At 69.4% G+C, this 13,331-nt stretch carries 15 protein-coding genes; 7 read left to right on the top strand and 8 right to left on the bottom strand.

From position 1 onward, the window contains the following. Positions 1–15: 15 nt before the first annotated feature. Complete coding sequence (locus VLK61_RS04025; RefSeq protein ID WP_325418552.1) at positions 16–201, bottom strand: hypothetical protein; 186 nt, start codon at positions 199–201, stop codon at positions 16–18. A 310-nt stretch (positions 202–511) separates the two neighbouring features. Beyond that, on the bottom strand, positions 512–1,072 hold the full coding sequence (phaP, locus tag VLK61_RS04030; RefSeq protein ID WP_325418554.1) for a TIGR01841 family phasin: 561 nt from the start codon (positions 1,070–1,072) through the stop codon (positions 512–514). 199 nt (positions 1,073–1,271) lie between these two features. Between phaP and VLK61_RS04035 the strand changes: the two genes are divergently transcribed. The 3 genes from VLK61_RS04035 to VLK61_RS04045 all read left to right on the top strand — a co-directional run bounded on the left by VLK61_RS04035 (position 1,272) and on the right by VLK61_RS04045 (position 3,747). After that, positions 1,272–2,246, top strand: coding sequence for a histone deacetylase family protein (locus VLK61_RS04035; RefSeq protein WP_325418578.1), 975 nt, complete (start codon positions 1,272–1,274; stop codon positions 2,244–2,246). Beyond that, a complete protein-coding gene (locus tag VLK61_RS04040) occupies positions 2,243–2,689 on the top strand; it encodes an acyl-CoA thioesterase (RefSeq protein ID WP_325418556.1) in 447 nt (148 codons plus the stop codon). The genes VLK61_RS04035 and VLK61_RS04040 overlap by 4 nt, the downstream gene beginning before the upstream one ends. A 65-nt stretch (positions 2,690–2,754) precedes the next feature. Beyond that, entirely contained in the window at positions 2,755–3,747 is a 993-nt protein-coding gene (locus tag VLK61_RS04045; protein WP_325418558.1) for a 2-hydroxyacid dehydrogenase, read from the top strand. A 4-nt stretch (positions 3,748–3,751) separates the two neighbouring features. Here the strand turns inward: VLK61_RS04045 and VLK61_RS04050 are convergent, their stop codons facing one another. Next, a complete protein-coding gene (locus VLK61_RS04050) occupies positions 3,752–4,348 on the bottom strand; it encodes a carboxymuconolactone decarboxylase family protein (protein WP_325418560.1) in 597 nt (198 codons plus the stop codon). Next, positions 4,317–5,531 (bottom strand): YbfB/YjiJ family MFS transporter, encoded by a 1,215-nt coding sequence (locus VLK61_RS04055; RefSeq protein ID WP_325418562.1) that lies wholly within the window; start codon positions 5,529–5,531, stop codon positions 4,317–4,319. Before VLK61_RS04055 ends, VLK61_RS04050 begins: the two co-directional genes overlap by 32 nt. Before the next feature lie 64 nt (positions 5,532–5,595). Between VLK61_RS04055 and VLK61_RS04060 the strand changes: the two genes are divergently transcribed. From VLK61_RS04060 to VLK61_RS04070, 3 genes are read left to right on the top strand one after another with little or no spacing between them, the layout of a single operon-like run. Then, a complete protein-coding gene (locus VLK61_RS04060; RefSeq protein WP_325418564.1) occupies positions 5,596–6,492 on the top strand; it encodes a LysR family transcriptional regulator in 897 nt (298 codons plus the stop codon). Positions 6,493–6,518: 26 nt separating this feature from the next. Continuing rightward, on the top strand, positions 6,519–7,874 hold the full coding sequence (locus VLK61_RS04065; RefSeq protein ID WP_325418565.1) for a DNA recombination protein RmuC: 1,356 nt from the start codon (positions 6,519–6,521) through the stop codon (positions 7,872–7,874). Further along, positions 7,867–9,069, top strand: a complete 1,203-nt coding sequence (locus tag VLK61_RS04070) for an MFS transporter (RefSeq protein ID WP_325418567.1) — start codon at positions 7,867–7,869, stop codon at positions 9,067–9,069. The genes VLK61_RS04065 and VLK61_RS04070 overlap by 8 nt, the downstream gene beginning before the upstream one ends. Positions 9,070–9,086: 17 nt before the next feature. On the opposite strand, the gene VLK61_RS04075 is transcribed toward VLK61_RS04070, so the two are convergent. Together VLK61_RS04075 and VLK61_RS04080 are read right to left on the bottom strand one after the other, a co-directional pair. Further along, positions 9,087–9,563, bottom strand: coding sequence for a RidA family protein (locus VLK61_RS04075; RefSeq protein ID WP_325418569.1), 477 nt, complete (start codon positions 9,561–9,563; stop codon positions 9,087–9,089). Positions 9,564–9,600: 37 nt separating this feature from the next. After that, positions 9,601–9,951: a hypothetical protein gene (locus VLK61_RS04080; protein ID WP_325418571.1), complete on the bottom strand. Its 351-nt coding sequence runs from the start codon at positions 9,949–9,951 to the stop codon at positions 9,601–9,603. A gap of 198 nt (positions 9,952–10,149) precedes the next feature. Between VLK61_RS04080 and VLK61_RS04085 the strand changes: the two genes are divergently transcribed. Further along, complete coding sequence (locus VLK61_RS04085) at positions 10,150–11,604, top strand: PLP-dependent aminotransferase family protein (protein ID WP_325418572.1); 1,455 nt, start codon at positions 10,150–10,152, stop codon at positions 11,602–11,604. 81 nt (positions 11,605–11,685) lie between these two features. Here VLK61_RS04085 and VLK61_RS04090 read toward each other — a convergent pair whose 3' ends face one another. Both VLK61_RS04090 and VLK61_RS04095 read right to left on the bottom strand, forming a co-directional pair. Next, positions 11,686–12,291: a glutaredoxin family protein gene (locus tag VLK61_RS04090; RefSeq protein WP_325418574.1), complete on the bottom strand. Its 606-nt coding sequence runs from the start codon at positions 12,289–12,291 to the stop codon at positions 11,686–11,688. A gap of 77 nt (positions 12,292–12,368) precedes the next feature. Further along, positions 12,369–13,331 (bottom strand): M3 family metallopeptidase (locus VLK61_RS04095; protein ID WP_325418576.1); only part of this gene is annotated, 963 nt, incomplete at its 5' end.

Consider the following 13,331-nt stretch of genomic DNA (forward strand, 5'->3'; position numbering starts at 1 on the left):
AAGGCGCCGGTCGGATCAGGCCGGGTCGCTGGGCGGCGGCGGTGCGGCCGGCGCGCTGCTGTTGCTGTCGGGTTGCTGCGGTGCGCCGGTGTCGTCGGACGAATCGCCCTTGCCGGACTTCTTCTGGCGCTTTTCTTCTGCCTTGCGCTTCTTGGCCAGCTCGCGCTGACGCTTCTCGTACGAATAGTTGGGGGTCGCCAAGGCGGTCCTCCTGTGGGTGGCCGGTGCGCGCCTTTCGCGCTCCGCTGCATGGCTCGCAGCATAAGGCAAAGCCGGGCCGCTTCAGGCGGAGGGCCCTTGCGCCGACGAATCGGCGCGCCAATCGCCCAAATGAGCGCCCAAAGAAAAGGCCCGCTGACCGAAGCCGGCGGGCCAAAGGTACCCTGAAAGGGGGTTTCGAGAGGTACCGAGGAGACAACCTTTCACCCTGCCAACGGCGCAAGCGCCGCGGCAGGAGGTCTGAGGAGCCCGGCACGGAATGGTTCCGCAACCGAGCCCGTCATGCCTGAATTCAGGCCGCGCGCTTGGCCGACTTGCTGGCCGCTTGCGAAGCCTTCACCGCCGTGGTGGTCACGGCGTTGAAGTTGGCTTCGGCGATGTCAGCGGCTTGCTTGGCAGCCTTGTGCACGCTTTCGTAGGCGTTGTTCGCCGCGGTGATGGCCGACTTGACCAGCGTGACGGCGTTCTCGGTGCCGGCCGGGGCATTCTTCGTCGCGGTATCGACAGCCGACATGAACTTCTGTTGCAGTTCGGCGAACTGGCTTTCAGCGGCCTTGGTCACTTCGGCGCTGGTGGCCGTGGCGATGTCGTACAGGTGGCGGCTGTAGGCGGCGGCCTTCTCGGCGGTGGGCTGCAGCAGGCCGGCTTGCAGGGCCAGCAGTTCCTGCGCATCCTTGACGGCCAGCACGGCCTTGGCGTTTTCGGCGGTTTCGCCCAGCGCGGCCTTGGCCACTTGCAGGTTCAGTTCGACCAGCTTCTCAACGCCTTCGAAGGCCTTGTTCGTCAGGCCGAACAGGGTTTCCAGATTGGCTTTGTTGGCGGCGGTGAATTGCTCGGGGGTCATGAAGGACATGGGAGACTCCTTGAGAGGGGTGGGACACTTTGAACAGTAATGTTGCACTGCAACATGGATCGAAGTATAGAAGCCTCCGCGCGCTTTGCAAGCAGAATTTGCTGCATTGCAGCATTCTAGGGATACGGCCCTAGCCAGCCCGGTTTTCGCGGGGTCGAGCAGGGGTTTGTCACAATGCCGGCACCGCTTGTCTGTGCTCATGCAGGTCTTCAGCAACGACCGCTTCCTGCCCACGCTGCCGCCCGGCCACAGTTTTCCGATGCCCAAGTACCGCCTGCTGCGCGAACAGGTGGAGGCCCGGCTGTCCGGCCTGCGGCTGCAGGAGGCCGAGGCCGCCAGCGATGGTGAACTGGCGCTGGTCCACACCCCGGACCATGTCAGCGCGGTGACCGAGGGCACGCTGTCGGCCGCGGCGCAGCGTGAGATCGGCTTTCCGTGGTCCGAGCGCATGGTCGAGCGTTCGCGGCGATCGGTCGGCGCGACGATCGCCGCGGCCCGCGCGGCGCTGAGCGAGGGGGTGTCGGCACAGCTGGCCGGCGGCACGCACCACGCCTATGCCCACAAGGGCTCGGGCTATTGCGTGTTCAACGACGTGGCGGTCGCAGCGCGGCTGATGCAGGCCGAGACGCACCGCCACCACCGGCGCCTGCTGCGGATCTGGGTCATCGACCTCGATGTGCACCAGGGCAACGGCACCGCAGCGATCTTTCGCGACGACCCGACGGTGTTCACCTTGTCCCTGCACGGCGCGAAGAACTTCCCGTTCCGCAAGGAGCCCAGTGACCTGGATGTCGATCTGCCCGATGGCTGCGGCGATGACCAGTATCTGGCCGCGCTGGACCAGGCGATGGCGCAGGGCTGGGAACGCCAGCAGCGCGAGGGTCCACCCGGCCTGGCCTTCTACCTGGCCGGCGCCGATCCGCATGAGCACGATCGCCTGGGTCGCCTGAAGCTCAGCGCCGCCGGCCTGGCGCAGCGCGACGCCCGCGTGTTCGACGCCCTGGGCCGCTGGCGTGTGCCGGTGGCGGTGACGATGGCCGGCGGCTACGGCCGCGACATTGCCACGACGGTGGCCGTGCACCTGCAGACGATGCAGCTGGCGCAGGCGGCCTGGTTGAACTGGCAAGCCGGCGACAGCCCGGCGACAGGCTCGATGGAAGAATCGCGCGGATGAGCTTCCGCCCGCAGCCCGACACCCGAGACCGCTACCCGCACCTGTCGGCCATCAGCACGCGCTGGATGGACAACGACCTGTACGGCCATGTCAACAACGTGCAGTACTACAGCTACTTCGACACGGTGGTCAACCGTTTCCTGATCGCCGCCGGCGCGCTGGACATCCACGCCGGCGAGGTGATCGGCCTCGTCGTCGAGACCCACTGCAACTACTTTGCGCCGCTGGCCTTCCCGCAGGATGTGCAGGCCGGGCTGCGCGTGGCACACCTGGGCTCGTCGAGCGTGCGTTACGAGATCGGGCTGTTTGCGCCGGACCAGCCGCTGGCCGCGGCCTGTGGCCACTTCGTGCATGTGTACGTCGACCGGTCGACGCGCCGGCCGGTGGCGCTGCCTGCCGCACTGGCAAGTGCACTGCAGCCCTTGCGCGTGGGCGCGGCCTGAGTGGCGACTGCCCGGGCGCGCCGAACGCAGACAATCACTGCCATTCCTCTTGCCTGGATGCGCCGATGCACAGCGTGCTGATCACGATTCCGATGTTCGACGCCGTCATCGAGCGGCTGCGCAGCCACTTCGAGGTCGAGACCTGCGGCGAGCGCGCGATCGAAACGCCTGACGAACTGGCCGCACGGCTGCAGGGCAAGGCCGGCATGCTGGTGGCCGGCACGCCGCGGGTGGATGCCGCGCTGCTGCAGGCCTGTCCGGACCTGCGCGCGGTGTGCAGCATGGCGGTGGGCTTCAACAACATCGACCTGGCGGCCTGCACTGCGCGAGGCGTGTTGTTCAGCAACGCGCCGGATGTGCTGACCGAGACCACGGCCGACTTCGGCTTCGCGCTGATGATGGCCACCGCGCGCCGCATCAGCGAAAGCGAACACTTCCTGCGAGCCGGCCAGTGGACGCAGTGGCGCTACGACCTGTTCGCCGGCGCCGACGTGCATGGCGCCACCCTGGGCGTGCTGGGCATGGGCCGCATCGGCCAGGCAATTGCGCGGCGCGGGGCGCTGGGCTTCGGCATGCCGGTGCTGTACCACAACCGTTCGCGGCTGGACGGCGCGATCGAAACCCAGCTCGGCGCACGCTGGGTCGACAAGGCCACGCTGCTGCGCGAGTGCGACCACCTGGTGATCGTCGTGCCCTACAGCGCGGCTTCCCATCACCTGGTCGGCGCGGCCGATCTGGCGCTGATGAAGCCGACGGCCACCTTGACCAACATCGCCCGTGGCGGGGTGGTCGACGACGCGGCGCTGGCGCAGGCCCTGCGCGACCGCCGCATTGCCGCTGCCGGGCTCGACGTGTTCGAAGGTGAACCCGCCGTGCACCCGCAGCTGCTGAGCGTGCGCAACGTGGTGTTGACGCCGCACATCGCCAGTGCCAGCCTGCCGACGCGCCGCGCGATGGCGGAACTGGCTGCCGACAACCTGATCGCCGCGCTCGGCCGCGGTCCGCAAGCCGGCCGGCCGCCGACGGCACTGAACCCGCAGGTGCTGGCGGCCCGCTGACGGTTCAGGGCAGAGGCAGCACCTCGGCCGTCGGGCGCGACGGTGTTCGCGCGACGTTCATCAGCCACGACACCGTCGTGAAATAGCCGATCAGCGTGCTCAGCTCGACCACGCCGGCCTCGCCGAAGGCAGCGCAGGCGCGCTGGTAGAGCGCGTCGCCGACGCCATGCGTGGCCATCAGCTCGGCGCAGAACGCGTAGGCCGTCTCGGCGTCGTCGGGCAAGCCCGTGGGCGCGTGGCCCAGCCGGATCGCTTCCAGCGCCGCAGCCGGGATGCCGGCCGCTTGCGCCAGCGGCACATGCATGACCCACTCGAACTGGTTGCCCACGCGCTGGGCCACCAGCGCGGTGACCAGTTCGCGTACTGCCACCGGCAGCTGACCGCCGAAGCGCAGCGATTCGCCCAGTTGCGCGGTGCGCTCCAGCAAGGCCGGCACGCGCATCAAGGGCACGAAGGGGCCGTACACCGCCTTGCGCGGCCCGTCGATCAGCGCCTGCGCGGCGGCACGCTGGGCTGCGTCCATCCGATCGGTGGGTGGCAGCGGCAGGCGTTCGCCGCCGTGGCCTTGTTCAATCGGTACGGGCGAGCGCGGTGTGCTCATCGGAAGTCTCCAGGGCAGGGGTGGAACGGTGCAACCAGACGGCGCTGGCCAGCAAGGACAGCACGGCCAGCAGCAGCGTCAGCTCGATGCCGCTCCAGCCCGGTGCCGGCACGCGTGCCAGCCCCAGCGCCACCAGCGGACCGGCGATCTGGCCGGCTGCAAACGCCGCCGACATGCGGCCCAGCAAGGGCGTCGGATTCAGCGGTGCCAGCATGCGGGCCTGCTGCAGCCCCACCATGGTCGCGACCATGAAGGTGCCGCCGACACACAGCGCGGCCAGCGTGAGGCCAGGCCCGGAGCGGGTGAGCAGCGGCAGCGCGCAGCCGATGGCCATCAGCGCATGGCTGGCCGACCAGATGCGCAGCCGGTGCCAGCGCCGCAAGGCGCGGCCGGCCAGCAGCGTCGACGCCGCCGCGGCGAGACCGAACACCGGCCAGACCAAGCCGAAGAGTCGCGGGTCGTCGATCAGCTCGCGCGCCAGCGCCGGCAGGTAAGTGGCCGGCAGGATGTAGCCAAAACCCAGCGTGCCGTAACACAGCACCAGCGGCCAGCTGCCGCGCGGCACGGCGGCGCTGCCTCTGTCTGCCGACGGGCGCTGAAGGACTGCAGCGCCGCGCCGCCACTGCGTTGCCACCAGCACCGCCAGGACCAGCGCCACAGCGCCCAACTGCAGCCACAGCGTGGGCGTGGCCTGCGCGGCAAACAGCCACACCCAGCCGCCGGCCAGCGCGATGCCCAGGCCGACGCCCGCGAACACCCAGCCGCCGGCGTCGGCGCGGCCACGCTGCGCCAGCGCCGGTACGGCCCAGCTGCTGATGCCCACCAGCGCCCAGGCGCTCACCACGCCCGCGGCGAAGCGCAGCGTCAACCAGGCCGGCAAGCCAGACAACCATCCTGTGGCAGCGGTGAGCGCTGCCGTGCCGAGCAAGGCGCCCATCACCAGTGCGCGAGGGCTGGCCGGCACACGTGCGGCGCTCAAGGCGCCCAGCAGGTAACCCAGGTAGTTGGCCGCCGCCAGCAGTGCACCGCCGTCGGCTGACAGCAGGCCTTCGCGCTGCATCAGCGGCAGCAGCGGCGTGAAGACGAAGCGGCCGATGCCCATGGCCACCGCCAGCCCGGCGGCACCGGCGATGCAGATCGCCCAGGTGGGCACGGCGTGATCCAGGGCGCGAGACGGGCTCATGCAGCGATTGGAGCGTGAACCGGACCTTTCGACAAATGAATAATCGAGAACTATCATTCTCGCCATGAGAACATTGGACCTGGACTCGCTGGAGATCTTCCGCACCGTGGCGCGCGAGGGCGGCGTGATCCGCGCCGCGGCACGGCTGAACCGCGTGCAGAGCAACGTCACCACGCGCATCAAGCAGCTGGAAGAACGGCTGGGCGTGGCGCTGTTCCGGCGCCAGGGCCGTTCGCTGGTGCTGTCGGCCGAGGGTCAGGGCCTGCTGGTGCATGCTGAACGCCTGCTGCGCCTGGCCGACGAGGCCGAGAGCGACGTGCGTGCCGGCCCGGCGCGCGGCCCGTTCCGCCTCGGTTCGCTGGAAAGCACGGCCGGCAGCCGGCTGCCCGCGGTGCTGTCGCGTTATCACCGACTGCACCCGGCGGTGGTGATCGAGCTGTCCACCGGCAATACCGCGGCGCTGGTGCAACGGGTGATGGACTACCGCATCGAGGCGGCCTTCGTCAGCGAACCCTTCACCGCGCCGGAGCTGAACGCACAAGCGGTGTTCGACGAAGAACTGGTGCTGGTGACCTCGAAAGACCACCCGGCGGTCAGCGAAGCCGCGGACCTCGGCCGCAGCACGATCCTGGCCTTCACGCAGGGCTGCTCCTACCGCAAGCGGCTGGAGGACTGGTTCGGCGCCACTAACGTTCTTCCGGAGCGGGTGCTGGAATTCGCCAGCTACCCGGCGATCATCGCCTGCGTTGCTGCCGGCACCGGCTGCGCGATCGTGCCGGCCTCGGTGCTGCACGCGCTGCGCGCGGGCAGCGATGTGCGCCAGCATGCGCTGCCCGAGCGCGTGCGGCTGAACCGCACCCACCTGGTGTGGAGCGGTGATGCCTCGCCGGCGCTGCAGTGCCTGCTGGCGCTGCTGGCCCCGCGCGAGGCGGCCGCGCCGGCGCGCAGCAAGACGGCCTGAGCCGGCGCAGCTGACACAATCAGCCCATGATCGAATGGCTTGTACCGGCTCTGCTGGTGCTCAATGCGGGGTTGCTGCTGTGGCTGGTGCTGAGGCCGCGCGACAAGAACAAACAGCAGCGTGACGAGCAGGCCCAGCACGCCATGCGGCTGGAGTTGCAGGACAGCGCCCGCGGCACGCGGCAGGAACTGGCGGCCACGCTGGCGCTGTTCCAGCAGACGCTGCTGGCGCAGGGCGGCGATGTGGCGCGCACGCAGAACGAGCAGATCGATTCCTTTCGCACCCAGCTCGCGACGATGCAGCAGCTGATCGCGCAATCGCTGCAGTCGGCCACGGGCCAGATCGCCGAGCAATTGCGGCTGCTGACCGAATCGAACGAGCGCCGACTCGGTGAAGTGCGCACCGCCGTCGAAGGCCGGCTCAGCGCGCTGCAGGAGGGCAACGAAAAGAAGCTCGAGCAGATGCGCGCCACCGTCGACGAGAAACTGCATGCCACGCTGGAGCAGCGCCTGGGCGAGAGCTTCAAGCAGGTGGCCGAGCGGCTCGAGCAGGTCCACAAGGGCCTGGGCGAGATGCAATCGCTGGCGCGCGATGTCGGCGCGCTGAACCGCGTGCTGACCAACGTGAAGACGCGTGGCATCTACGGCGAGGTGCAGCTGGCCGGCCTGCTGGAGCAGGTGTTCACGCCCGAGCAATACGCGTCCAATGTCGAGACCGTGCCGGGCAGCGGCGCCCGCGTCGAATTCGCGATTCGGCTGCCGGGCCGGCGCGAGGATGGCCTGCCGCTGTGGCTGCCGATCGACGCCAAGTTCCCGCGCGAAGACTACGAGCGCCTGCTCGAGGCGCAGGACCGTGCCGATGCCCCGGCAGTCGAAGTCGCGGCCAAGGCCATCGAGGCGCGGCTGAAGGGGGAGGCCAGGTCGATCCGCGAAAAGTACATCGCGGCGCCGCACACCACCGATTTCGCGATCCTCTTCGTGCCCACCGAGAGCCTGTACGCCGAGGCGCTGCGCCGGCCCGGCCTGGCCGAATCTCTACAGCGCGAACACCGCATCATGCTGGCCGGTCCGACCACGTTGCTGGCCACGCTGTCCAGCCTGCAGATGGGCTTTCGCACGCTGGCGCTGGAGAAGCGCAGTGCCGAGGTCTGGCAGGTGCTGGGCGCCGTGAAGACCGAGTTCCTGAAGTTCGGCGACGTGCTGGCCAAGACGAAGAAGAAGCTCGAAGAAGCCGGCAACACCATCGACGCCGCCGAGACCCGCACGCGGGCGATGGCGCGCCAGTTGCGCAGCGTCGAGGCCCTGCCTGAGCACCAGGCGCAGCAACTGCTGCCGGGGCTGCTGGACGAGGCCGACGTGGGCGAAGGGAAGCTGCTTGTCTGAGCCGAGGTCGGTCGGCCGTGTGCTGCCGGCGCTGATCGTCGGCCAGATCGCGCTGCATGCGGCGATGGCCGGCCAGCGCATGGCCGCGCCCTTGCAGGCGCTGCAGCAGGGCTACAGCGCCTGGGCCGTGGGTGTGCTGCTGGCGCTGTTCGCGGCGCTGCCGGTGCTCACCGCGCTGGGCGCCGGCCGCATGGCCGACCGCCATGGCTATCACTATCCCGTGCGGGTGGCGGTCTTCTGCGTCGTCGGCGGCGCCGGGCTGGCGGAACTGGCCTGCTGGCTGCCGGGCTGGTGGCAGTTCGGCCTGCTGTGCGCAGGCGCCGCGCTCAGCGGCGTCGGCACCAACATCGGCCTGATCGTGATCCAGCGCACCGCCGGCCATCTGGTGGCAGATTCCACCGAACGGCTGCGCGTGTTCAGCTGGCTGGGCATGGCACCCTCGCTGGCCAATGTCGTGGGGCCGGTGGCGGCCGGCTTCATGATCGATGCCGGCGGCTACAAGGCCTGTTATGCCCTGATGATGCTGCTGCCCTGGCTGTCGCTGGGGGTGGGGCGGCGCATACCGCGCGTGGCGCGCCAGGACGGCGTCGCCGGCGCGCAGCGCGGTGGCAGCACCTGGGATCTGCTGGCCACGCCGGGCATCAAGCGGCTGTTGTTCGTGAACTGGCTGCTGTCGGCCAGCTGGGATGTGCACAGCTTCGCGGTGCCGGTGCTGGGCCATGGCCGCGGCTACAGCGCATCGACCATCGGCATCGTGCTGGGCAGCTTCACGCTGGCGGTGACGCTGGTGCGCTTCGTGATCCCGCTGCTCGCGCACCGGCTGCGCGAGGTGACGGTGCTGCGCTTCGCGATGGTGCTGACCGGTGCGGTGTTCGCGCTCTATCCGTTTGCGCAAACCTCGTGGCAGATGGGCGTCTGCGCCACGCTGCTGGGGCTGACGCTGGGCGCGGTGCAGCCGATGATCATGTCGACTTTGCACCACCTGACGCCGGCTCACCGCCATGGCGAAGCGATCGCGTTCCGTTCGATGGCCATCAACGCCTCCAGCAGCCTGATGCCGCTGGCCTTCGGAATCGCCGGCACGGCCCTCGGGCCGGGCGTGATGTTCTGGGTGATGGGCGCTTCGGTGGGCGCCGGCAGCTGGGTGGCGCGCGGGCTGTCGCGGGCCTTCGCGGTGGCCGAGGGCCGCGACTGAGGACTTGCCCGCCGCGGCTACCGGACCGCTGCGATCAGGTCCAGCTCGACGGCCGCGTTCTTTGGCAGTTGGTAGACACCCACCGAAGTGCGGGTGTGGCTGCCGGCCTCGCCGAGTATGTCGTGCAGCAGGTCGGAAGCCGCATCGGCGACTTCGCTCTGCTGCGTGAAGTCCGGTGCCGATTGCGTGAACACCCCTACGCGCAGCACCTGCTGCACTTCGTCCAGCGAGCCCAGAGACCGCGCCAGCAAGGCCAGCGCGCGCATCGTGCAGATGCGCGCGGCGTGCTGCGCTTCGGCCAGGGTCACGTCGGCGCCGACACGGCCTGTGATAACGACGGTGCTGCCGACGCGCGGGATCTGGCCGCTGACGTGAATGGTGTCGCCGTGACGCAAGGTCGACACATAGTGGCCGCCGATCTGGATCTCGCCATCGAAGCGGTGTCCCAGTGCGGCCGCGGCTTCGTCGAACCTGTGTTGTCTGGTGGATGTCATGGGCGATCTCTCTATTGCGCTCGTCGATGTTCGTGGGTCAATGCGCATGGCCATGCGCATGTGGTGCGCTGTCGACAGGCGTCGCTGCGTGCTCGACAGGGCGTCGCGGCGCCGCGGCCGCGGGCACGGCGGTGTTGTGCAGCTCGACCACCGTCAGGCCGCGGCTGGCCTGCAGCTGCAGCCAGCCGTGCTGCGTCAGCACATGGCTCTCGCCGCTGTGCAGCCGCCGGCTGAGCCGATGCATGGTTTCGCCCAGCCATAACGCCGGTTCAGTGAGCAACAGGCTGCCGCGGTGCACGCGGACTTGCGTGCCGGCGGGCAGGCACAGCGCCTGCGACTGCCCGGCTTGCATCTCGAGGCGCTGGGTGCTGGAACGGTTGTGGTTCATCGAGTGCTCCGTGTGGCGCCGGGTTTGACCCGGCCGATGTCGCCACACTGTGCCGATGGCGATGCCTTGCCGTAAGGCACAGCCGCTGGCTCGCCGTACCGCAACAGCCGGGCTCGGCGCCATCTGTTGCGGTCACAATCACCCGGCGCTGTATCTGTTGCGCGGCCCTGCCGGGCTGCGAAGATCGGCGCCGTGATGATGTCCACGCCCCCACCGCAGACGCTGTACCGCCGCATCGCCCACCACTACCTCGACGCGATGCGCGCCGGCACGCTGACCACCGGCGACCGCTTCCCGTCGGTCCGCAAGCTGATGAGCACGCACGAGGTCAGCCTGTCCACCGCCTTGCAGACCTGCCGCTACCTCGAGGACCAGGGCTGGCTCGAAGCGCGGCCGCGATCCGGCTACTACGTGCAGCAGCCGCGCCGCAGCACGATGCTGCCGGCCCACGATGTCAACGCCTTGGCGCCGCCCGATCCGGCCGACTACGTGGGCATCCACGCCCGGGTGTCGGAGATCCTGGCGCTGGGCCAGCAGCGGCCGGTGGCGGTGAACCTGGCGCTGGCGGTCGGTGCGCCGGAGCTGTATCCGACGATGGCGCTGCAACGCACGATGCAGCGCTGCCTGCGCGCCCAGCCGGCGCTGCTGACGACGATGGTGCGCCGCCACGGCCACCCGGCCTTGCGCCAGGCGCTGGTGCGGCGCGCGCTGGCGCGTGGCATTGCCGCGGCGCCGGAAGAGCTGGTGGTCACGCATGGCTGCATCGAAGCCATCAACCTGGCGCTGCGGGCAGTGGCGCGGCCGGGCGACACCATTGCGGTGGAATCGCCCACGTTCTATGGCCTGCTGCAGGTGCTGGAAAGCCTGGGCCTGCGCGCGCTGGAGATCCCGGCCAGCCCCTTCACCGGCCTGTCGCTGGACGCGTTGGCGTTTGCGCTGGAGCAGGACCGCAGCATCAAGGCGGTGGTCAGCATGCCCACGCTGCACAACCCGCTGGGCTGCGTGATGCCCGATGCGCACAAGGAGCGCCTGGTGCGCCTGTGCGAAGCCCATGACATCGCACTGATCGAGGACGACATCTACGGCGACATGGGCTCCGACGACACGCCCTACCGTGCCGCCAAGGCTTACGACCGCAGCGGCCATGTGATCCATTGCCAGTCGCTGAACAAGCTGCTGGCGCCGGGCTTGCGGCTGGGCTGGATGCTGGCCGGCCGCTGGCAGGCGCGGGTCGAGATGCTGAAGTACACGCAAAGCCGTTATGGCGAGGAACTGCCGCAGATCGTCGCCGCCGACTTCATCGCCAGCCCCGGCTTCGACCGGCATGTGCGGCAGCTGCGCCAGGCCTTGCGCCGCCAGCGCGAGCAGATGGCCGAGGCCGTGGCGATGCACTTTCCGCCCGGCACGCGTCTGTCGGTGCCCGAAGGCGGCATGCTGCTGTGGGTGCAGTTGCCCGAGGGCGTCTCGTCCTACCAGGTGTTTGAAGCGGCGCTGGACATCGGCATCAAGCTGGCACCGGGCCTGATGTTCACCAACAGCAAGCGCTTCGACAATTTTGTGCGCCTGTCCTGCGGACGGCCGCACAGTGCGGCGGTGGATGCCGCGCTGCGCGAGGTGGGCGCGATCGTCGCGCGGCTGATGCCGCGGGCATGAGCCGTTTCCAGGGAACATGGCGCCGCCACTCTCTGCTTGCTCCCCTCGGGGGGCGACCGGCTTTGGCCGGCCAAGGAGCGCTCAGAAGCGGATGCCGGACGCGGGCGGCGGCGGGGGCTCGGCCGGCGCCTGGGGCGCTTGCGTGCGGGCCTGGCCGGCCGGCGCCACCGCCTGGCGCGCCACCAGGGGCGTGGCCGGCGCGCCGGCGTAGTCCCGCGGCAGGCGTGATTCGCGCGGGTAGCCGGCCAAGTCGAGCAGGCTGCTCCACTGGGCTTCTGAATAGCCGGCGGCGGCCTGTGCACCGACCGTCATCGTCGGCAAGGACCGGCTGCCGGTGGCGCGCTCCAGCGCTGGCAGGTCGTCGTTGGTCAGCACCTGGCGCTCGGTGAGCGGGATGCCGCGCTGCCTGAGCAGGCTGCGCGCGCTATCACACGGCGCGCAGTCCGGCGCGCTGTACAGCACCACCGGGAAGCGCTGCACCACCGGACGCAACTCCGCCGGCAGCGGCGTGGCATTGGCCACCGGCGCCGCGGCGGCGCCCCGCACCGGTGCCACGGTGCCGGACTGTTCGGTCGGTGGCCGGTCGGTGTAGGTCACCTTGCCATCGGGGCCGACGACCTTGTACTGGGCCTGGACCGGCAGGGCGGCCAGCAAGGCCAGGGCAGCGAGCAGGACGGTGCGTGTCATGGTCCGAATCTAGCCCAGTTGGGGGCCGAGGCTCAAGCCATGTTCACGCCATGCCCTGCAATCGGACAAGGCCTGGCTCATGCCATGCCCTGGTGCCTTAACAACGCGTCGATGCGCGGCTCGCGGCCGCGGAAGGCCTTGAAGCTTTCCATCGCCGGGCGGCTGCCGCCGGCTTCGAGGATCTCCTGCCGGTAGCGGCGCCCTGTTTCGGCGTCGAACAGGCTCACTTCTTCGAAGGCCGCGAAGGCGTCAGCCGACAGCACTTCGGCCCACTTGTAGCTGTAGTAGCCGGCCGAATAACCCCCGGCGAAGATGTGAGAGAAAGTGTGCTGGAAGCGATTGAAGGGCGGCGGTACCAGCACCGCCACTTCGGCGCGCACCTCGTCGATCACGCGTTGCACTGCATCGCCGGCATCCCGCTCGGCATGGATGCGCATGTCGAACAGCGCATATTCGATCTGCCGCAGCGTCTGCAGGCCGCTCTGGAAATTGCGCGCCGCGATCATGCGCTCGAACAGCGCACGCGGCAGCGCCGCGCCGGTGTCCACATGCGCGGTCAGGCGCGACAGCACCTCCCATTCCCAGCAGAAGTTCTCCATGAACTGGCTGGGCAGTTCCACCGCATCCCATTCGACACCGGAGATGCCGGCGACGGCCAGTTCGTCCACCTGCGTCAGCATGTGGTGCAGGCCGTGGCCGAACTCATGGAACAGCGTGATCACATCGTCGTGGGTCAGCAGCGCGGGTTTGTCGCCCACCGGTGCGGCGAAGTTGCACACCAGCTGGGCCACCGGGGTCTGCACGCTGCCATCCGTCGCATCGGGCCGGGCCCAGCGGCTGCGCACGCCGTCCATCCAAGCGCCGGGCCGCTTGCCGCTGCGGGCATGGGCATCGAGGTAGAACTGGCCGATCAGCTGCGGGCCGGCGCCGTTCGCCCGACTGCGTTCGATGCGGTAGAAGCGCACGCTGTCGTGCCAGACCGGCGCCGTATCGGGCCGGATCGTCACGTCGAACAGCGTCTGGATGATGTTGAACAGGCC

It is taken from the genome of Aquabacterium sp., assembly GCF_035476535.1.
Taxonomy (GTDB): Bacteria; Pseudomonadota; Gammaproteobacteria; order Burkholderiales; family Burkholderiaceae_C; genus Pseudaquabacterium.